The sequence below is a fragment of the Ancylobacter sp. genome (assembly GCF_965229075.1).
Taxonomy (GTDB): domain Bacteria; phylum Pseudomonadota; class Alphaproteobacteria; order Rhizobiales; family Xanthobacteraceae; genus Ancylobacter.
The window spans coordinates 3,433,950-3,453,787 of the sequence record NZ_CBDDIO010000002.1; the positions used below are offsets into that span (position 1 = coordinate 3,433,950).

Genomic DNA, 19,838 nt, shown 5'->3' on the forward strand with positions numbered 1-19,838 from the left:
GAGCATCACCACGAGCATCATCCGGCCGCCCCAGCGGAAAATCGGCTGGTGGAGATCGAGCGGGGCATCCTCGCCAAGAACGACGCGTTCGCCGCGGAAAACCGCGCGCGGCTGAAGGCCGGCGGCATCGTCTCGCTCAATCTTCTCGCCGGTCCCGGGGCCGGCAAAACCACGCTGCTGGTCGAGACGCTGCGGGCTCTGGGCGCGCGGGTGCCGGCGGCGGTGATCGAGGGCGACCAGCAGACCGCCAACGACGCCGAGCGCATCCGCGCCACCGGCACCCCCGCCGTGCAGATCAACACCGGCAAGGGCTGCCACCTCGACGCGCATATGGTCGGCCATGCGCTGGAGGAACTGCCGCTGCCGCCGGGCGGGCTGCTGTTCATCGAGAATGTCGGCAATCTCGTCTGCCCCGCCGCCTTCGATCTCGGCGAGGACAAGCGGGTCACGCTGCTCTCGGTGACGGAGGGCGAGGACAAGCCGCTGAAATACCCGGATATCTTCCAGACCGCCGATCTCGTCCTGCTCACCAAGACCGACCTGCTGCCGCATCTCGATGTTGATGTGGACGCCATCGAGCGCAACATTCAGCGCATCAATCCGGTCGCGTCGATCCTGCATGTGAATGCCAAGTCGCCCGGTGGCCTCGCGGCGTGGCTCGGCTGGCTGGGGGATCTCCGGCGTCAGCGTCTGGCCGAACTGGCAGCGGAAGCGGAGGGCAGGGCGCGGGCGTTGCGCACGGCGGCGGAGGCACTGCCGTGAGCCAGACCCGACCCGGCATCCTGATCGTCGATGACGAGCCACGTTCGGTCGAGGTGATCGCCCGCGTGCTCGGCGAGGAATTCGAGGTGTTCACGGCGCTGGACGCTTCGCGCGCGCTGGAGGTTCTGGAGAATGAGTGGGTGCAGGTCGTGTTCTGCGACCAGCGCATGCCCGGGCGTTCGGGCGTCGACCTTCTCACTGAGGTGCGGCGGCGCTGGCCGGATGTGGTGCGCATCATCGTCACCGGCTACACCGACCCGCAGGACATGATCGGCGCCATCAACGAAGCCGGCATCTACCAGTTCATCACCAAGCCCTGGCACCCGGACCAGCTTCTCTTGGCCGCGCAGGGGGCGGCGCGCCTCTACCACCTCCAGCGCGAACACGACCGGCTGTCGCTCGAACTCAAACTCGCCGCGCCCGCCGCCGAGGTGCGCTTTGCCGAGCAGCATGAGCGTGTGCTGCGCAATTTCCATTTCGATGCGCTGGTGCGCACCCCCGCCAGCCCGCTGAACGAGGTCTGCCGGCGGGCGGCGCAGGTCGCGGCCTTCGACATACCGGTGCTGGTGCTGGGCGAGACCGGCACGGGCAAGGAATTGCTGGCTCGCGCCGTCCACTATGCCAGCCTGCGTTCCGAGCGCCCGTTCTTCGCCGTCAATTGCGGGGCGATCCCGGACGAATTGCTGGAATCCGAGCTGTTCGGCCACAAGAAGGGCTCCTTCACCGGCGCCTACACAACGCGCATCGGCCTGCTCGACCAGGCCGATGGCGGCACCATCCTGCTGGATGAGATCGGCGATGTGTCGCCGGCCTTCCAGGTCAAGCTGCTGCGCTTCCTGCAGGAAGGCGAAATCCGCCCGGTGGGCTCCAACGAAACGCGGCGGGTGGATGTGCGCATCCTCGCCGCCACCCATCGCGACCTTGCCGGCGAGGTAAAGGCCGGCCGCTTCCGCGAGGACCTCTATTACCGCCTCGCCGCCATGGTGCTGACTCTGCCGCCGCTGCGCGAGCGCCGGGGCGATCTGCGCGTGCTGGCGCCGCGCATCCTCGACAGCCTGTCCAGCGCCCATGGCAAGCGCACCCAGGGCTTCACCGAGGAGGCGCTGGCCTGCATCGAGGCCTATGACTGGCCGGGCAATGTGCGGGAATTGCAGAACGAGCTCACCCGCATGCTGGTGCTGGCCGGGGGCGGCCCGCTCGGGGCGGACCTGCTGTCGCCACATGTGCTGCGCGGGGCCGCGGCCTCCAGCGCCAACGCGACGGCGGCCGATCTTGCGGTAAGGGATACCGGCCCGCTCAAGGACCGCATCGAGCGCATGGAAGCGCTGATCCTGATGGAAACGCTGCTGCGCTGCCGCTGGAACAAGAGCCGCGCGGCGGAAGAACTCGGCCTGTCCCGCGTCGGCCTGCGGGCCAAGCTTGACCGCTACGGAATCGCCCGCGACGGCACGTTCGGCCGCAGCCATTGAGGAGAAAACGCCATGTGTCTCGGCATTCCCGGCCGCATCGTCGCCCTTGTCGATGAAGAGGCGATGCTCGCCAGCGTCGATGTGTCCGGCGTGCGCCGCACCGTCGATGTCGTCTGCGTCGCCGAGCCTGGCCGCCCGCTCGCGGAACTGATCGGCGCCTGGGTGTTGGTGCATGTCGGCTTCGCCATGAGCGTGATCGACGAGGAAGAGGCAGCCGCCACGCTGAAGGTGTTGACCGAGATCGGCGAGGCGGAAGGGGAGATCGAGGCGATGCGTAGCGGCAGCGTCGAGCCTTTCCATCCATCCCCCGCGCCCTTGGCCCCGTGAGCGGAGTTGCGTGATGCGCTATGTCGATGAATTTCGCGATCCCGCTTTGGCGCGCGGCCTGATCCGCGAGATCGAGGCGCTGGCGGCGCGGCTGGAGCGCGGGCGCGACCGGCCCTTCGCCATCATGGAAGTGTGCGGCGGGCACACCCACGCCATCTTTCGCTACGGGCTGGAAGGGCTGCTGCCCGACATCATCGAATTCGTCCACGGCCCCGGCTGCCCGGTCTGCGTTCTGCCCATGGGGCGGGTCGATGATTGTGTGGCCATCGCCGAACGGCCGGAAGTGATCTTCGCCACTTTCGGCGACGCCATGCGCGTGCCGGGCTCGCGCAAAAGCCTGCTCGCCGCCAAGGCGGACGGCGCCGATGTGCGCATGGTCTATTCGCCGCTGGACGCTCTGGCGCTGGCCCGGCGCAACCCGGAGCGCGAGGTGGTGTTCTTCGGCCTCGGCTTCGAGACCACCATGCCGTCCACCGCGCTCACCGTGCTGCGGGCGGCGCGCGAGGGCATCGGCAATTTCTCGCTCTTCTGCAACCACATCACCATCATCCCGACGCTGCGGGCGCTGCTGGAGATGCCCGATCTCGGCATAGACGGCTTCATCGGGCCGGGGCACGTCTCGATGGTGATTGGGACCGAGCCCTACCGGTTCATCGCCGAGGAGTTCAACAAGCCGATGGTGGTCGCCGGCTTCGAGCCGATCGACCTGCTGCAATCGCTGCTGATGGTGCTGCGCCAGCTGGAGCAGGGGCGCGCGACAATCGAGAACCAGTATGCCCGCGTCGTACCGGATGCCGGCAATCCGCGCGCCATGGGGGCGGTGGAACAGGTGTATGAGCTGCGGCCGACATTCGAGTGGCGCGGTCTCGGCTCCATCGCCCATTCCGGGGTGCGGCTGCGCGAGGCCTATGCCGGCTTTGACGCGGAGCGGCGGTTTGCCGTGAAGGAGGTGCAGGTGGCCGATCCCGCCGCCTGCCGCTGCGGTGAGGTGCTGACCGGGCAGATGAAGCCCTGGGCCTGCCCGGTGTTCGGCACCGGCTGCACGCCGGAAATGCCGCTGGGCGCGCTCATGGTGTCGTCCGAGGGGGCGTGCGCGGCCTATTACCAATATGGCGGGCTGCGTCCGCCGCAGCTGGAGGGCGCGGCATGAATCCGCCGATTCCCGTCCTCGCGATCCCCAGGCGCCAATTGCCGAAGGCGGTCACCCTCGCCCATGGCGGTGGCGGCAGCGCCATGCGCGACCTCATCGACGAGGTGTTCATCGAGACGTTCCAGGGCACGAAAGGCGCTCCGGAGGATCAGGCCCGCTTCGATCTCGCTGCGTTGATGGCGCAGGGCGACCGGCTCGCCTTCACCACCGATGGCTTCGTCGTCGACCCGCTGTTCTTTCCCGGCGGCGATATCGGCAAGCTTGCGGTCTGCGGCACGATCAACGATCTTGCGGTCGGCGGGGCGCGGCCGGTGGCGCTGTCCTGCGCGGTCATCATCGAGGAGGGGCTGGCGCTCGACACGCTGCGGGCGGTGGCGCGCTCCATGGCTGAGACCGCCGGCACGGCGGGCGTGCCGATCGTCACCGGGGACACCAAGGTCGTGGCGCGCGGCGCCTGCGACAAGCTTTTCATCACCACAACGGGCATCGGCGTGGTGCGCACCGGGGTCGAGGTCGGCATTGCGCGCGCCCGGCCGGGCGATGTCGTGCTGGTGAACGGCCAGGTTGGCGACCATGGCGCGGCTATCCTGAATGCGCGCGGTGACCTCGCGCTGGAGACCGATATCGCCAGCGACTGTGCCGCGCTGCACGATCTGATCGACCGGCTCATCGACGCCGCCCCCGGCGTGCGGATGATGCGCGACGCCACGCGGGGCGGCGTCGCTGCCGTGCTCAACGAACTGGCGGCGGCGAGCGGCGTCGGCGTGCGCCTGCGCGAGCGCGACACGCCGATCCGCGCGGATGTGCAGGGCTTCTGCGAAATCCTCGGGCTCGATCCGCTCTATCTCGCCAATGAGGGCAAGATCGTCGCTGTGGTGCCGCCCGAACAGGAGGAAGCCGCCCTGCAGGCGCTGCGGGCGCATCCGCTCGGGAGCGGCGCCGCCGCCATCGGGCGTATCACCGATACGCGGCCCGGCCGGGTGGTGATGGAGACCCGCTTCGGCGGCGAGCGCATCGTCGATATGCTGGTCGGCGACCAACTGCCGCGCATCTGTTGATGTCGCGTGGAGCGGACGCGGAACCCGCGTGCCGATTCGTCCGTTGGCCCTGCAGAGCGGCGCGTGCCGCCCCGCAGGGAGATGAGAAATGTCGAAGCGCGAACTGATCGATACCGGGACCGACAAGCGTTATGTCCGCCGCGATGAAGAAGGGCGATTCAAGGAATCCGTCGATGTCGGCCGCTCGCTGAGCCAGGACCGGCGCAAGCAGGCCGAAAACGACGCCAAGCCCGGCGAGGGCGATCGCGGCGACCGCAAGCGTTGATGCATTTCCGCCACGTGCGTAGCGGTGTTGCGATAGGAACGGTCTCGGGTCGGAGTGTGAAAGTCGTTGCGTGAACGGAAGTCACGGAACGGCTCTGGATGACCTTAGCCGTGAGGCGCCGGGCTCGGTGAGACGGTGGTGTCGTCTGTGGCGCCCCGCGGGGCATGGGAGACGTTCAGCCGGCGGATCGACGATTGATCGACATCGGGCCATGCACTGCCGTCGACGCTGACGCGCGTGGGCTGACCATTCTCGAATTCGCAAACGGCATAGCGCAGGACACCCGCACGGAAAAACGCGCCCTGGACCTTGCCATTCGTGGCGTCCCCGTGGACCCGCATCGAGGCGACCTCGTCCTCGCTCAAATCATGCGTCGTCGCCGCTTCGATATGGCGCTCGCAGGTCAATTGCGCGGTCGTCGTGGCATCCCGGCCGTGCAGGAACAGCCAGCCCCCGATGAGGATCGCGGCGGCGGTCGCTGCCTTGAGTTTCCAATTACGCGTCATGCGGCACCCCGGCGTCTGTGAGGCTCAGGGCGGAGCCTGAGACCTGCGGCGCTCCTCTATTGGAAGCGTGCGAACATGTGGCGGGGAAGGCTTGTGGCAGGCTTGCGCGCGCCGAGGTGTGTCAGGCGATGGACGCTGGGGTGATTCATCGCGGGCCGCTTGGCTGGCACCGGTGGGGACGCCCGTATGGCGGCCGAGGCCGCCATACGGATACCCCAGCGCCTCAGCGGCGGCCGGAGATCAGATAGGCGACCATGCCGATGGTGAGCAGACCGGCAAAGGCGATGGCGGGATGACGGCGCACCTGCGCGGCGACCTCATCAGCCGCGTGGCGCGCCCGCTCGCTCGCCTCCTCAAGAAAATCCGCGCTGCCATCGGCGGCATAGTCGAGCGCGGCTCCCGCTCGTGAGGCACCCCGGCGAGCATATTCGCGGGCATAGCGGCTCACGCTGGCGCCACCTTGGCTGGCCAGCGAGCCGGCGAGCTTCGCGACATCGCGGCGCAGCGCGTCAAGGTCCTTGGAGAGGGCGGCGAGTTCGGTGGACGTGGCCATGTTTCACTCCTGATGGGAGGTGGATAAACGCGTGGCGGCGAAGCGGGTTCCGCTTCACGCCATGTGCCGAAGTGGAGCGGGCCGTGCGTCGAGTTCAAGATTGACCACAAGCCGGCGGATATCGGGGCACCCGGCCATGACGCCCCAGCCATGGGCGAGGGCGGCGGCTTCGTCATAGGCGGGAATCAGCGGGCGCAGGGTCATCGCGAGATGACCGCGCTGCCGGTCGAAGGCGATGCTGGACGAGTCCACGTCGAATTTGCGCGCGAGCATGGGGCAGTCTCCCGTTGCAACATTCGTTAACAATTGGTGAACGGGAAGGTTCCGCAGGGCCGGCGATGTGGGACAGACTGGGGCACGCAAGCGTCGGTGTCGCGCCGGGCCATTCCGAGGAGAGGCACGTGACCGGGGAGGGGCCGACCGCCTCACTTGGCCGTCACGCGCGCGTCTGGAAGCAGAGGTCGGGACGAACACTCCAAGCTGCAAGAGCGTGATGGCTTCGGGCAGAGGCTTGGAGAAAAGAGATGGCTCCCTGAGCAAGCAAAAAATACCTTAAGCAGAGCATTCAAATGTATGTGATAAGTATTCTCAGAGAATACGTCGAGCCAACAAATAGGCCAACAATTTCAAAGTGCTATATGGGTTGTGCTGGATCCCGGTGAGACGCTATGCGATCCTGAGCGGAGCGCAAGGATTAATTCGGGCTTCCGGCCCGTTATTCGGCTGCGGCCGTAATGATGACCCCATCGGCCCAATGGGTCGGCGAAGGCGCCGTCAGTTCGACTCAGAGGGCTTCCGGAAGCGCACGCCAGCGCCGCCTCCATTCTCGGGAATAAATTCGATGCCGGCGGCCTCAAAGGCGGCACGGATGGTTTCCATCGTACCAGCCCGAAGACGCTCACCGCGCTCCAAACGCGCGATGGTGTCAGGCGAAACGTTCGCCTTTTGCGCCAAGTCGCGGGTACCCCAGCCGAGCGCCACTCGTGCCATTTTCGACTGGATGGGTGTCATTTCGTAACGGTGATACGATTATTCATTGAAGGCTGCCGTCGCGAGAGTTATCGTACCAAGGTTACGATTATCGTTTAGGCGGCCGTTCAGAGCGTTGGCCCGCTCAGAACGGCCTGACCACAACCCAAGCTGTCTGGAGCTCGGATCATGGCTGATTCTGAGATTAGCACGACTCTGTCCCGGCCATCCCGGAGGGACATTATATCCGCCGCTCTGCTGACGGTCGGCGGCGCTTCCTTAAACAGTTCGTCTGCGGCCGCGCCGCGTGATGGCGGCACGACAGATGCCGCTATCATTGCGTGGAAAGCGTGGCGCACCGCGCATCGGCGCACGCTCGCTCTATGCCGGAAACAGCAGCGATTGGAATCCGAACTCGCGCGGAGGATCGGCTTTCCGCAGGCGGTTCTTGCTGCCGCCGAGCTGCCATCACCAATGCGGATCACCTCCCTGCGGCAGTTCGATGAGCTTGTCACTGATCTGCCGTCGCTTCGCGCTCAGCGCGATAAAGTGGCTGCCGCGCTTCGCGCGCATCAGAAGCGTTGGGACGACGCGGATCGCGCCTTAGGCTACTCCACCGCCCGACAGGAAGAGGCGGCGGCATCCGACGATGAAGAGCGTCTGATCGCGAGGCTCTTGGAATCGGATGCCACCTCTCTACGCGGTCTGTCATTGAAGCTCGATGTGCTGATCGCCGTCGGAGCTGATGGCGCCGAGGAGCGGCAGTTTCCCTGGCCGGAATTGCGGCGCATCCGCAGGGATGTCGCGGACTTGATGCAGCTGCACCGGCATAATGCAGCCGGCTGCATTTGAAGCAGGGGCTCCCGATGCCAATGCAGGAAGTGGGGATGTGAGCGCTCGAACGTCCGTGACATTGCCCCATCCTTTCCAGCCCTGGGCTGGTCCTGGCGGGCGGTGTGGCCTGTTGGCCTGTGGGAGATACGCGATATGGCGAGGAAAGCCCGCCTCGTCGCATGCCATAGCCTATATTCGAACGTGAACGTCTCCTCGCTCAGGGGCTCCGCCTTCTACACAGCTGCGGCGGTCGAGGAGTTGTCGTTAATGATCGACGTGACGACCGGCTTCTGCAACCAACGTTTGACGGAGCGGTGAGCGTCCTCCGGCGCGACCTTTCCTACGTTCATAGACACCTTGTCTAGCAGCTTCCGAACAGCCCTAGCTTGTACTGGAAGCGTAGATTTTAGGATGTCTTCAGCCGAAACCAAGAAGGCGATAGCTCCCTCGGCATCGCCCGCTGCGATAAGGGACTCGGCTATCCACTGCCTGGCGAAGGCCTGGTTTCCGAGTCGATGCGAACTCTTGTCTTCTTCAAGCAGGATGGCTGAGCGCTGCAAGCAGATGAGGGACTGATCGAGACGCCCCATCATGAAAAGGCATCGCCCGACGTTGCCGAAGAGTGGCGCGCCAAGCTCCTCAGCTTCCTGGCCTCCCGTCAATCCGGCTGACAACAACCGATCCAATTCTTTCGAGCCGAGAAACAGATTCAACGCTGCTTCGGGATTGCCGCCGTCGCGAGTTGCAAGAGCCAAGTTGTGCTCGCAGTCGAAAGGCGTGTCCACGTTCGAGATCTTTTTCAGATCGTCTCCTCGTCGTCCCCAAACGGCTGCCTGATCGTAGAAACCCCTCTGCCAAAAAGAGTGGCAGCGAACGTCGCAGTACTTGATATATCTCGCAGTCTTCTCCGGAATGGTGGCGGCGTAGCGCTCCAAAAGATCGTCGGCATCGGCGAACTGCTCCGTCGCATCGAGGCATGAAACCAAATCGCTTAGGACTTCGTCGAAATGCTTCGATACGTCCGGGCCCTTCTGCCAATCGACGGTTTCGAATAACTTGCGAGCAACTCGCACAAACTCCTCAAGATGGCCGCCGCCGATGAGGGCGCTGTGAACCTCGTGGAGAGTCGAGAACGCATTTGACACTTGGCCGGCCTCGATCTGGATCTCGGCTTTCTGGGACCAGTGCTCGAGCATGGAAAAGGGCATGTGTACGCCAAGCATTTTCGCGATGCGCTTCGTCATCGCGTCGTAATGGCCGAGCACCAGGGTTATGTAGCCGGCCCGTTCCGCCGGAACGTGAGCCCTTCGGACGAACTGCCTCACAAGCGGATGCAGATCGTAGAGGTCGGGGGCGTTCTTTTCGCGCTTGACGACGATCAGGTTCAGAGAGATCAGCGAACGCATTGACCGCTTGAACTTGGCGTAGTTGAGCTTCGATGAGACGATGTCTGCAATCGTGGTTTCGTTTTCCGGTCGAACAGTTTCGGCCATGCCGCGTAACACTGTGCGGTCGCGCTCGGTCAAGCCGTCCCACATAGGGGACAGGAAGTCCGGGGCATCGTCCCGGCCGCGCCGGACGTCTTCAAGAATGCTCTTTAGGGAGTTGTTGGGGCCGCTCGCGACCTTGGCGGCCATGAGATCGAGCCAGAACGGATGTCCCGCGCTCAGGCGGTGCGCCGTCGCTATGTCTGTTGGGTCTTCGGAATGGGCGCTGAGCCGCTTGCTGAACAACTCCTGAGCCTCCGAAAGGCTCAACCCAGGCATGTCCAAGGTGATTCCGGCTACCGTCTCTTGCTGGATCTGAGGGCGGCAGGTGATGACTAGACGGCTGCTTGTCGGTGATCGACAGAAGGTTTTCACGAGTTGGTCGAGAAAACCCACTAGCGTTCGCTTTTCAAGATCCACGTGGTGATCGACGTTGTCGAATATGAAGACCACTCGCCTTTCAAGCGAAAGGCGAACGAAGACTTCGATCAGGTCCGCATCCTTCGCTTGCGCGAGCTGGGAGGTTTGAAATTCCTCGCCAGACAGGCGAGTGATAGCCGCGATTACCTGGGAGCGCAGCCGATCCCCTTCTTCCCGGCAGTCGCGCCAATCCCAATGTTGGAATGTTGTTTTTCCTAGCTCGACCCTCTTAGCATATGTCGCTGCCAAAGCCGATTTGCCTTGGCCTCCGATACCACAAATGGCGACGAACTTGGCGTTCGAGTTGACGAGCGTCGCCAACTCGAAATCGCGGCCGACCCATGTCTCCACGCTCGGCGGCCTGTCGCAATCGAGCGCGGGAAGAAGCGGGGCGGGATTTCCTGTCCCAGCCCCCGCCGCAGAATGCGTGATAGGAGGCGGCAATGAAACAGCTTGATCGGAGCGCTGCACTGCGATGCAGCGCCACTCGGCGACCAGCCGTGGCAAGAAAGTGTGGCAATCGATTCCCGAAAAGAAAGTGACCCGATTGCGATCCATGCCCGGTCCGAGGACCGAGAGAAGGTGGTCCCCTAGCTGAGGTTCGCGGGAGAAAAAGGTCCAGATTACCTCGGGGAAAGCCGCCGGATTCGACACTAGCGTGCCGAGCGCGTTCGTTAGTACGTCTTCCCATCCCCCGTAGGCCATTACTACGACGGTCTTTCCAGCCAAAAGGTCGAGCAGGGACCCGGCGAGCTTTGGACGCTTTTGCAGAAGTTGATTGCCGGTATGAAGGGTGTCGGATCCTCTCCAGAACCCATGGATATGGATAATTTCGCACCCATCCGCACTGCTTACCCCCAGAGCTACGTCGCCATGTAGCGCAGTGCGCCATGCCTCGCCGCCCGCACGCTTGATGGCGACATGAATTAGCGGATCGAAATTGGACGTAACCACTGCGCGGCCGAATTTCGTCGGCTCCAACGCGATAAGTTGGCCGAGCGCTTCGACCGCTGGGTTGAGATGCCAAGCTGCTAGATCATTCTCATAAGCTTTCAACTCGTCGTCCGACAGATGGCACAAAGCCTCGCTCTTGTCGGGATCGAAATCCTTCCGAGCCATCCAAACAGCTTGGCGAATGATGCGGTTAGCAACGTCTTGCCCCCGTCTTCCCGTCAAGAAAGTGAAGGCGGTCTGATATGGATTCGTGGTGTTCTCAAGCTTGGCATTCAAGTCCGCCAGCCGGGCAGGGGTCGAGGAGAAATGACTTCGTATGAGATTGGTGACACCTCGAACGTCAGCCACGCCCGGGCCGCCATCCACTGTCGGAGCAGTGAGCGGGGCGCCGGTGACAAAAACCACATCCCGGCCTGATTCAACTACTCCCGCCGTTAGCCGGTCGAGAAGGGCCTCCTCGTCGTAGAAATGTGGTGGCTCCCGTTGAGACAATTCAAAAGTCCCCAACTGTGCAATGCGACTCTAGCGTTAATTAACGAGGGATTGTTGCAAACACCGCCCTTAAGTCAATCGGTCCACCAGGCAGATTGGTTAGCTCTGGATCGGCTGCATCCGACTCACGAGCACCCGATCTGGATGCCTACGAAGTCGGCATTAAGCTGTGCAGACCAAAATCTAGACTGACCACTTCCGCAAGAAAGGAGGGTCCTTTGAATCCGGCTCGGGATTGGGCCGGCCCACAGACAATCGCGTGGGAACGGGTAGCGCCGCGCCAAAAGTTATCGCCTCGCCGCGCCCTAGCCCGGCAAGCTGGCGGGATACGTTCAACCCCGCTGTTTCCGCCGCCGATGCGACCGCCCGTTGATCTGCTTCGTTATTGAGTCGGAACACCGCCCATGTGCCGCACTGGGAGAGGACCGTCGGGGAAACCTCGGATGGGCGCTGGGTACTGATCAGTAGGGATAGGCCGAACTTGCGTCCCTCTTTCGCTAGTCGTTCATAAGCAAGCGCCTGCTGTCCGCCGTCGGATTCACCAGGTAGTTGACGCAGATAGTGGTGGGCCTCTTCCAAGGCAAGCATGGTTGGATGGGTATTGCCGGGGCCGCGCTTGAAGATCTCGGCGGCGAACATCTCAAGCAGTGAACCGAGGACAAATGGCATAAGATCCTGGGTCAGGCGGCTAAGATCAACGATGTGAACCGACCAATCGTTCTGGCCGAAGACAGGCGGCCCAAATACTTCTCGAACGAGAGCGGCACATTCGGCGTCCATGCTCAATGGACGCGTTAATCCATCGCCGCCAGAAATCTCCACAACCGATGTAAATTGCGAATCTTCGATCAAGCCGCGTATGCGGTTAATCATCGACTGAATATGACCATACTGGAAGGCGTTTCGTTCTACCCCATTCCGGCCTGGCGAAAGAACATACCATTCCGTGGCGAGGCAGGACAACGCGCGCATATGCGGCCATAGGTTCGCCATAGGCGATGTCCCCGTCCTTATCGCGGCAATCGCCTGACTGGCTTGCGTGGGATTGCCGGTATGGCAATCGTCGAAAAGGACGTTTGCCTGTTCGCCGACCGGCTTCGCGCCGTGGGCGTCCGCTTCGACAAAACGCAGATGCTCAATGGCGAAGCGGAGAGTCGGCATTTGCGCTTTCTCGCTCGGTATCAACAGCCGGGACAGGCCGTGCCGACCAAGGGCGTAGTATGGAATCCGAAGCCCGCCATTGGGGCCGCCTAGCTGCGTAATCTTCACACGCTGTCCAAGGTGAGCGAAGGCGGGCGTATATTCGCCGTTCACGTCGAACACGACGATCCGCGACTTGGGCAGGCGCACAAGCTGTTGCAGCACCGCCGCGACGAAGTGGGTTTTGCCCTGGCCCGTCGAACCAAGGATCGCCATGTGACGGCCCAGCACCTGGTCGATGTTGGCGCAGACCTCAACCGCCCGGTTCCGCGAGTCCGCGCCCAGCCTGATCTGTTCCGCCTCGATGCCGGTCGCGCCGATAGTCGCCACGGTTTCGATGTCGGAAAGCGGATAAACGCTCGCCCCGAGAACAGGCAGCCGCCATTCCTGTGGCGAAAAGATCAGCTTGCCGTCGCGCTTGGCCAGACAGCCGACAACCCGGCCACGAAGTTGGCGCAGCGGTTCCTGTGGTGCGTTCGAGGATCGCCCGCGTCCTGCGGCATGGACTTCGCGCGGCTCCGCGAACGCAACCGTCATGATCCGAAGAATGATTGTCTCGGCCCCGGCGTCGATACCGACCAAATCGCCCGGCTGCTCTACAGTCGATAAGCCGTCGCGGTGTCCGGCAACGTGACCACGAGAATCGTCAAGCAGGTTGACTAGAAGCTGCGGGCCATCGATCTCAACCACATATCCGATGGGGCGACGGGAACTCATCAAAGCCGATCCTCGGTGACATCGCCGGGTGCAGGTGCAGCACCGGGAGCCGCCCTGGCGATCTGGTCCGTGTCCTCTGCCACGACTGGCCTCTTCGACACCTGAATGTTCGTGGCCTGCCTAAGAAGCGTTTCAAGCTGGCGCGCACGTTCCGAAACCTCATCCAGCATTGCCGGTTCGGGTAGGTCGTTCGCCAGTGCGTCGAAGAAGCCTCCAGCCCCGAAGCCGCGGACCGTCACCTGGGGGAGCTGCGCCAGAAGCAGACGCTTAAGCTGCTCGTTGGGCTTGATCGCCTCGCCGGTCGCGGCGAGCGTGTCGTAAATGCCCAAGCGGTCGATCTCGGGAAGGTAGATTATGAGTTGCAGGGTCGGGTTCTGTAGCGCCGAAACGATAAGCCGATTGATGTGGTCATCGGTAAATCCGTAGCCATTGACGATAAGGCAGGCATTCGGACGTGAGAGAAATTCGGTGAAGCGGCGGATGACCTCGCCATATACGAAAGCAGTTGTCTGAACGAATTTCGATGCGCCGGGGAAGATCATGAAACCCGGCCAGTTGTCTGGCTGATCGGATGCGATGAACTGATCCACCAGCGGCTTCACGCTGGTGCTGGGCAATTCGCACACGCTGCCTGACTTGCTCGCGGTCCATGAAATCGAGCCGTGCAGCTTACCAAGGTAGAGGTTGTATGTGCCGAAGCGCGCCTCGCCGCGCGCCTGCACGTTGCGAAGACCAAGATCGAAACTGCTCGGCCGAAAAGCGCGGTCGTGCGTTCCCGAAAAGCCGTTGACGCAATGGAGGCCCAGCGCCTCGGCCGACCACTCCAGCGCAAGGTCGTAGTTGGTCGTGAACGCCCACGGCGCGGCCTGACCAGGTTGGCGGTTTCCGGCAAGGCGGGACACAAGCCTGATGTGGGCCGAAAGTTTGGGGTTCAGGATCGCCTGATCCGGTTCGGACCATAGCTTTTCGTCCAGAATGGCGGCCCGCAGCACAACCTTGCGCAGGGCGTGCCGCGCCGCTTTCAGCTTAGTCAGGTCAGTGCCGGTTCGTTCGCCGTCCAGGCAGGCGATTTCCAGCCGGTCGAGCAAGAGTTCGACATTGCCTAGCTCGCCGTCCGCAAGAAACTGGTTGTCCCGAAGGAACTGGATTTGGTCAGCGTATTCGCTCTCAAGCAGCATCCACACGTCCGACATGACCATGCCGCCGACGCCTTTCGAGGCGCCGGCACCAAGTAAGACGCCGACATTTTCCAGCCGGATCGCAAGCGCAAGATGCGCCAGGAACTCCTCGGACGTTAGCTGTCGGCTTCCTCTGATGGCGAAAAAGGTCATGACAACTCCCCCTTAAACGCCTTGTCGAGAATGGCGGGAAGCATGGCGTCCAACTCGGTGGCGGTTTCGATTTGGAGCACGCGCACTGCGTCGAGCTTTTCTTGGATGGTGCGAAGCTTCGCGACGATCTCTGTTTGTTGGTCGATGGAGAGATGTACAGGGAATGGAATGGCCTCGACGATGGACTGCGAAATCTTTTTCATTGTCGGGCTTGTGCCCTTGGCGGACCGTTTGATGTGGTCGCGAACCACTGTGGATTGAAGCCAATACCAGACGAACCGAGTGTCGGTGCGGCTCTTATCGAGCCTCAGCTTCATCATCAGGTCGGGGTAGATGCAGTGGGCGGGACTGCCGGAGTGGATGGCAGCATGACCGACAAGTTCGGGGGTGTTGCTCCTCGTTATCAGCAGATCCCCTTCGGTCGCCCAATAATGCGCGTCGGCGCGAGTCGGGAAGGATGTTCGCTTGTACGCATTCGCGTTGAACTGCCAGCCAGTGACCGCAGAGAGCGTGAGTACAGGGGTCCCGTTGCCGTCGTTGTCGCAGACAGGGGACCAACCGTTTCGAGGGGCTCCTTGGAGCACGTCGCCGAGTGTTCCGCTTGGAGCAACCAAGCCCAGGATGGCATCCCTCGACTTGACGCTCAGTGCGGCAAGCTCGCCCAACGTAGAGGACCGCGCCTTACCCGCTTCCTCCACCTTCGCAGCCAAGTCTTCGATGCGCGCGACGATGCGGCGCTGCTCGTCGAGCGGCGGCAGCGGAACGTGGATGGCCGCAAGCTTTTCCACGCCAAGCGTCCGGTTGCGACCGGCGCCTCCTGGCGACGCCCGGAGAAGCTGGTCGCGCCCCTCTGCCCGCGCGAACCAGTAGTTAAGGAACCGAGCATCGGCCTTCGACTTGTCGGTGACACAGGTAAGAAACCTATGCGAGCCAATCATTCCGCGTTCGGCTTCGGTGGCGACGGCGACAGCCCCCTCCCACGCGAAGACGATATTGAAGAGCAGGTCACCCGGCTCCACGGTGAAAACGCGCTTGCTACCGATGTCCAATCCGGTGACTGGAGCTTTATGGAAGACTCCCTTTCCGAAGGATCGAATTCCGATTTCTCGGTATAGTTCCTCTGCCTTTGTGGGAACAGGACGTCTCACTAGCGGGGCGATTTCACCCATGGGTGCCTTGTGCCACTCCGCCGTCATGCGGACGCCCCCAACACTGCCTTGATCTCCCGCATCAGCTCGGCGATCCGCAGTTCCTTCTGGAGAATGTCGTCGGCAAGTTGCTCAGGCGGCAGATGCTCGAAATCCACCTTGGCCCGTGGGTTCTTGCGGTCGAGGTTGCAGCCCGAGTCAAGCAAATCCTTGGCTGACACCTTCCACGCCCGATCGTTCTCCTCGCGCTTTGCCCACCACGCCATGCAGCCCCCGAACTCGTCGAACTGCATGGGTTGGGTCTTGGTGTAATTCTTGCGGCCATCGGGCAATGGCTGCTCGTAATACCAGACCTCTTTCGTCGGGCCGGAGCGGTCGAAGAACAGGATGTTCGTCGGGATGCCGGTGTAGGGCGAGAACACGCCATTGGGCAGCCGCACGACGGTATGAAGGTTGAACTCCTTAAGAAGCTCCTCCTTGATGCGGGCGCATACGCCGTCGCCGAACAGCGTTCCGTCGGGCACAACGACGGCAGCTCGCGCCGGGCGGCCCGCCAATGTGGGATGGCGCCTGAGCTTTCGCATGATGAGTTGCAGGAACAGCAGCGCGGTTTCCGCTGTCTGGCGATCCTCGGGGAAGTTGCCCTGGACGCCTTTTTCTTCCTCCCCACCGAAGGGCGGGTTGGTGAGGATCACATCGACGCGCTCTTTCTCGCCGATTTCCGAGAGCTTGAAGCGCAGGGCGTTGCCGGGGTCGATCTGCGGCGCGTCCAGCCCGTGCAGCAGCAGGTTCATCTGGCACAGCAGATAAGGCAGGGATTTCGGTTCGCAACCAGTGATGGTGTTGCTTTGCAGGCGCTTGCGGTCGGCGACGGTCTTTACTTGCTTTTCAAGGTGGTTGTACGCTTCCACCAGAAACCCGCCCGTGCCGCTGGCCGGATCGAGGACAGTTTCGCCGAGGCGCGGGTCGGTGACTTCCACCATGAAGCGGACGACGGCGCGCGGCGTATAGAATTCGCCGGAATCGCCCGCCGCGTCGCGCATTTCGCGGAGCATGGATTCGTAAAGCGCGCCGAGGGTGTGAAGCTCGTCCGACGACGTGAAATGAATCCCGCCAACCTTGTTGATGATGTCGCGAAGCAGATAGCCGCTCTTCATGCGGTTATCGACGCCCTTGAACACCATGGCGATCACGTCGCGGCGGTTGTCGCCGTTGGAGCTTGAGAGCGACCGAAGGTAAGCGAACAGGCCAGGACCTTTCGTCCCATCCGCACGCACGGCTTCGTCGGAATTGATGAAGGAAAGCAGTTCGTCGCCCGTGACGCCCTGCGGATCAGCGGCCCAATCGCGCCAGCGATACGGAGCCTCGATGGCGGCCTTGAACTTCTTGCCGGACAGCGCGGTTTCCTCCTCGCGCTGCTGCTCAAGGTCGTCGAGGAATTTGAGGAACATGATCCATGTCAGCAGCGGCAGGCGGTCGAGGTCTCCGTTCAGCCCCTTGTCCTTGCGCATGATGTCACGCGCGGACTTGAGAAGGCTCCCGAGCATCTGGGAGGTCGTCATCGGTGCGGCGTCTGCGCCGTTCTTCTTTTTAGTTCGTGCCATAGAGCAGTCCTTGCAGGTCGGTCACGGCCCGGCGAAGCTCGTCGGGGCCACCGAACAGCTTGATGATTTCGGCGGGCTGGCCGTGGGTTGAGATCGGCGGAACCTTGAGCACATCCGGCAAGACAAACTGCGCGTCGCCATGTTCCGCATATTTTTCCAGAAGCTCGTCGAGCACCTGACGCGCCTCGGGGGAGAACTTCTCGAAATAGTCCTTGCGCTCGGCCTTGAGGCGCTGCGCGCGTTCGCGCCGGGTGCGAAGCGGCGCGTTGAAGGCGAGATGGCAAAGCAGGTCGAAGGGGTCGGCGTCGGTCTGGCCCGTCTGTTCGGCCAGCACGTCGAAGTCGATCCCGCGCTCGGCCAGAGCGGCGATGATCTCGCTACGCTGATCCGCGTCAGCCCAACGTCTGCGAAGCTCTGCGGACGTCGGGGCGAGGGAGCGGATGCTTTCGGCAGCGTAGTCAGTGTATTTGACGACGCGAAGCTGCTTGCCGTTCGGATCAAGCTCGTGGACCAGATGGGCCACGACTTCGACTTTGCCGCCGTCGAAATAGAATTTGCGCGGCTCGCCGGTCGGCGGTTCGATCACGCCGGGTTCGCCTTCCTCTGGCGGGGCGGGCTCCGGCTCCTGCCCTTCGGGAATGATCTCCGTCGTTGCCGTGGTCTCGCCGTCGTCGTTGACTTCTTCTTCCGTGATCCGAGCCGGATCGCCGTCGAAATCCGGGTCAGCGAACATGCGGGTGGCCGAGCCGGTGTAGTCGAGGATGTTGAACCACAGCTTGCCGTAATCGTCGCGCAGGCGCGTGCCGCGTCCGATGATCTGCTTGAACTCGCTCATGGACCCGACAACGCGCGCCAGCACGACATTCTTGCAGGTGGGCGCATCGACGCCGGTCGTCAGAAGCTGCGACGACGTGAGGATAACCGGCGTTTTGGTTTCGAGGTCCTGGAACTTGGACAGGTGGCCGCGCCCGATGGCGCCCTCGTCGGCGGTAACGCGCGCCACATAATCAGAATACTGCGCCACAAGGTCGGCATTGAGGTTGACCAGAGCCTGCCGCATTTCCGAGGCGTGTTCCTGATCGACGCAGAACACGATGGTCTTGGCGAAACGGTCGGTCTTTTTGAGGAAGTCGGTCAGGTGGCGTGCGATGGCCTCCGTCCGGGCGCGCAAGGCGATGGTCCGCTCGAAGTCCTTGGTCTGGTACTCGTCATCGGGGATCGTCCGGCCGAAGCGGTCAACCTCGTCTCTGCTCGGCCGCCATCCGGCCGCGTCCCATTGGGTGACGACGCGATGAACGCGATAAGGCGCCAGAAAGCCATCGTCGATGCCCTGCCGCAGACTATATTCGTAGATCGGATTCCCGAAATAGAGGTAGGTGTCGCGGTTGTCCTCGCGCAGAGGCGTGGCCGTCATGCCAAGCTGGTAAGCGGGATTGAAATGATCAAGGATGACGCGCCATGAGCTGTCATCCCGCGCGCTTCCTCGGTGGCATTCATCGACAATGATGAGGTCGAAGAACTCCGGCGGATAGTCGCGAAAAAGCCCTGCGCGGCGCTCGTCCTCTGCAAGCGCCTGATAGATGGCGAAATACATTTCCCGGCTTTTGACGATCTCGCCAGATTCGATCTTGTGGCGAGCATCCCCGAAAGGGGTGAAGGTCTTGTCCTTCGGATCGTCGATGAGGATGTTGCGATCCGCGAGGAACAGGATGCGCGGCTTGCGATACTCCCCTGTCCGGTTCCAGCGGCTCGACCAAAGCTTCCAGCAAATCTGGAAGGCAACGATGGTCTTGCCCGTTCCCGTCGCCATCGTGAGAAGCAGGCGCTTTCTCCCAGCGAGGATCGCTTCGACCGTCCGGTTGATGGCGATTTGCTGGTAGTAGCGAGGCGGCTTGCCCCCGACAGTGTTGTAGGGAGCGATTAGGTGTTCCACCTGCTCGGGCGTGTCGATTCCGCTACCCGCCTGATAGCGCCGCCAAAGGCCGTCAGGCGTAGGGAAGTCGGCGACGCGCGTTTCCGTTCCCTTGAAATAGTCGATCTCGATGATCTCGGCACCGTTGGTGGCGTAGGCGTATTTGAGGCCGAGAATTTCCGCATAGTCGCGAGCCTGCTGCACGGCATCAGTCGCGGATTTGTAACGGGCCTTCGCCTCGACGACGGCAAGCGGGAAGTCCCGCGTGTAGCGCAGCAGGTAGTCCACCCGCTTGGGCGGCTTGCGGACGAAGCCCTTGCCCACGGGAATGACGCGACCATCCGTGATGGTGCGCTGCTCGGCGATGGAATGAGGGTCGCTATCCCATCCAACAGATTGCAGCCTGGGCACGACGAGCTTTCTGCAAGTATCGGCTTCGTTCGTCATGCTCCCCCGCTGCCGGTTCGTTGTTCTTCTACCTTACGCTTGATCCAATTTGTTATCTCCTGCCGCTCGAAGCGCCACGATCCACCGACCTTGAAACCCGGAATTTCGCCCGCAAGGGCAAGTTTGTAGGCGGTCTTCTCATTAATCTTGAGAAGTTCCGCCACCTCCCGGATTGTCAGGATTTCGTCGATCATGCGCCCGCCGTGACTCGCAGTTGGGAAATGTATAGAAGA

Annotated in this window: 18 protein-coding genes; 7 read left to right on the forward strand and 11 right to left on the reverse strand. The window is 62.6% G+C overall.

Annotated features, from left to right (window positions below; all coding sequences use genetic code 11):
• Positions 1 to 48 precede the first annotated feature (48 nt).
• The 6 genes from hypB to ACO07Z_RS21975 all read left to right on the forward strand — a co-directional run bounded on the left by hypB (position 49) and on the right by ACO07Z_RS21975 (position 5,031).
• Positions 49 to 762 (forward strand): hydrogenase nickel incorporation protein HypB, encoded by a 714-nt coding sequence (gene hypB, locus ACO07Z_RS21950; protein WP_421700639.1) that lies wholly within the window; start codon positions 49 to 51, stop codon positions 760 to 762.
• On the forward strand, positions 759 to 2,231 hold the full coding sequence (locus ACO07Z_RS21955) for a sigma-54-dependent transcriptional regulator (RefSeq protein WP_421700640.1): 1,473 nt from the start codon (positions 759 to 761) through the stop codon (positions 2,229 to 2,231). Before hypB ends, ACO07Z_RS21955 begins: the two co-directional genes overlap by 4 nt.
• A gap of 12 nt (positions 2,232 to 2,243) precedes the next feature.
• Positions 2,244 to 2,558 (forward strand): HypC/HybG/HupF family hydrogenase formation chaperone, encoded by a 315-nt coding sequence (hypC, locus tag ACO07Z_RS21960; protein WP_421700641.1) that lies wholly within the window; start codon positions 2,244 to 2,246, stop codon positions 2,556 to 2,558.
• 13 nt (positions 2,559 to 2,571) lie between these two features.
• A complete protein-coding gene (gene hypD / locus ACO07Z_RS21965) occupies positions 2,572 to 3,708 on the forward strand; it encodes a hydrogenase formation protein HypD (RefSeq protein ID WP_421700642.1) in 1,137 nt (378 codons plus the stop codon).
• Positions 3,705 to 4,766 carry a hydrogenase expression/formation protein HypE gene (hypE, locus tag ACO07Z_RS21970; RefSeq protein ID WP_421700643.1) on the forward strand — a complete coding sequence of 354 codons (1,062 nt, stop codon included), beginning with the start codon at positions 3,705 to 3,707 and terminating at the stop codon, positions 4,764 to 4,766. The genes hypD and hypE overlap by 4 nt, the downstream gene beginning before the upstream one ends.
• 88 nt (positions 4,767 to 4,854) lie before the next feature.
• Positions 4,855 to 5,031 (forward strand): hypothetical protein, encoded by a 177-nt coding sequence (locus ACO07Z_RS21975; RefSeq protein WP_421700644.1) that lies wholly within the window; start codon positions 4,855 to 4,857, stop codon positions 5,029 to 5,031.
• Between the two features lie 104 nt (positions 5,032 to 5,135).
• Here the strand turns inward: ACO07Z_RS21975 and ACO07Z_RS21980 are convergent, their stop codons facing one another.
• The 4 genes from ACO07Z_RS21980 to ACO07Z_RS21995 form a co-directional block, all read right to left on the reverse strand.
• A complete protein-coding gene (locus ACO07Z_RS21980; protein ID WP_421700645.1) occupies positions 5,136 to 5,537 on the reverse strand; it encodes a hypothetical protein in 402 nt (133 codons plus the stop codon).
• 223 nt (positions 5,538 to 5,760) lie between these two features.
• Positions 5,761 to 6,090, reverse strand: a complete 330-nt coding sequence (locus tag ACO07Z_RS21985) for a hypothetical protein (RefSeq protein ID WP_421700646.1) — start codon at positions 6,088 to 6,090, stop codon at positions 5,761 to 5,763.
• A gap of 54 nt (positions 6,091 to 6,144) precedes the next feature.
• Positions 6,145 to 6,363 carry a hypothetical protein gene (locus tag ACO07Z_RS21990; protein WP_421700647.1) on the reverse strand — a complete coding sequence of 73 codons (219 nt, stop codon included), beginning with the start codon at positions 6,361 to 6,363 and terminating at the stop codon, positions 6,145 to 6,147.
• 501 nt (positions 6,364 to 6,864) lie between these two features.
• Complete coding sequence (locus ACO07Z_RS21995) at positions 6,865 to 7,101, reverse strand: helix-turn-helix domain-containing protein (protein WP_421700648.1); 237 nt, start codon at positions 7,099 to 7,101, stop codon at positions 6,865 to 6,867.
• Between the two features lie 147 nt (positions 7,102 to 7,248).
• On the opposite strand from ACO07Z_RS21995, the gene ACO07Z_RS22000 reads away from it, so the two are divergent.
• Positions 7,249 to 7,911, forward strand: a complete 663-nt coding sequence (locus tag ACO07Z_RS22000; protein ID WP_421700649.1) for a hypothetical protein — start codon at positions 7,249 to 7,251, stop codon at positions 7,909 to 7,911.
• Between the two features lie 215 nt (positions 7,912 to 8,126).
• On the opposite strand, the gene ACO07Z_RS22005 is transcribed toward ACO07Z_RS22000, so the two are convergent.
• The 7 genes from ACO07Z_RS22005 to ACO07Z_RS22035 all read right to left on the reverse strand — a co-directional run bounded on the left by ACO07Z_RS22005 (position 8,127) and on the right by ACO07Z_RS22035 (position 19,799).
• Positions 8,127 to 11,159: an NACHT domain-containing protein gene (locus tag ACO07Z_RS22005; protein WP_421700650.1), complete on the reverse strand. Its 3,033-nt coding sequence runs from the start codon at positions 11,157 to 11,159 to the stop codon at positions 8,127 to 8,129.
• A 270-nt stretch (positions 11,160 to 11,429) separates the two neighbouring features.
• A complete protein-coding gene (gene herA, locus ACO07Z_RS22010; protein ID WP_421700651.1) occupies positions 11,430 to 13,163 on the reverse strand; it encodes an anti-phage-associated helicase HerA in 1,734 nt (577 codons plus the stop codon).
• The gene (locus ACO07Z_RS22015; protein ID WP_421700652.1) at positions 13,163 to 14,494 is read right to left on the reverse strand and encodes an SIR2 family anti-phage-associated protein; all 1,332 of its coding nucleotides are present in this window, start codon (positions 14,492 to 14,494) and stop codon (positions 13,163 to 13,165) included. Before ACO07Z_RS22015 ends, herA begins: the two co-directional genes overlap by 1 nt.
• Complete coding sequence (locus ACO07Z_RS22020; protein WP_421700653.1) at positions 14,491 to 15,690, reverse strand: restriction endonuclease subunit S; 1,200 nt, start codon at positions 15,688 to 15,690, stop codon at positions 14,491 to 14,493. Before ACO07Z_RS22020 ends, ACO07Z_RS22015 begins: the two co-directional genes overlap by 4 nt.
• Entirely contained in the window at positions 15,687 to 17,246 is a 1,560-nt protein-coding gene (locus tag ACO07Z_RS22025; RefSeq protein WP_421700654.1) for a type I restriction-modification system subunit M, read from the reverse strand. The genes ACO07Z_RS22020 and ACO07Z_RS22025 overlap by 4 nt, the downstream gene beginning before the upstream one ends.
• Positions 17,233 to 19,605, reverse strand: coding sequence for an EcoAI/FtnUII family type I restriction enzme subunit R (gene hsdR / locus ACO07Z_RS22030; RefSeq protein WP_421700655.1), 2,373 nt, complete (start codon positions 19,603 to 19,605; stop codon positions 17,233 to 17,235). The genes ACO07Z_RS22025 and hsdR overlap by 14 nt, the downstream gene beginning before the upstream one ends.
• Entirely contained in the window at positions 19,602 to 19,799 is a 198-nt protein-coding gene (locus ACO07Z_RS22035) for a helix-turn-helix domain-containing protein (protein ID WP_421700656.1), read from the reverse strand. Before ACO07Z_RS22035 ends, hsdR begins: the two co-directional genes overlap by 4 nt.
• Positions 19,800 to 19,838: the final 39 nt, after the last annotated feature.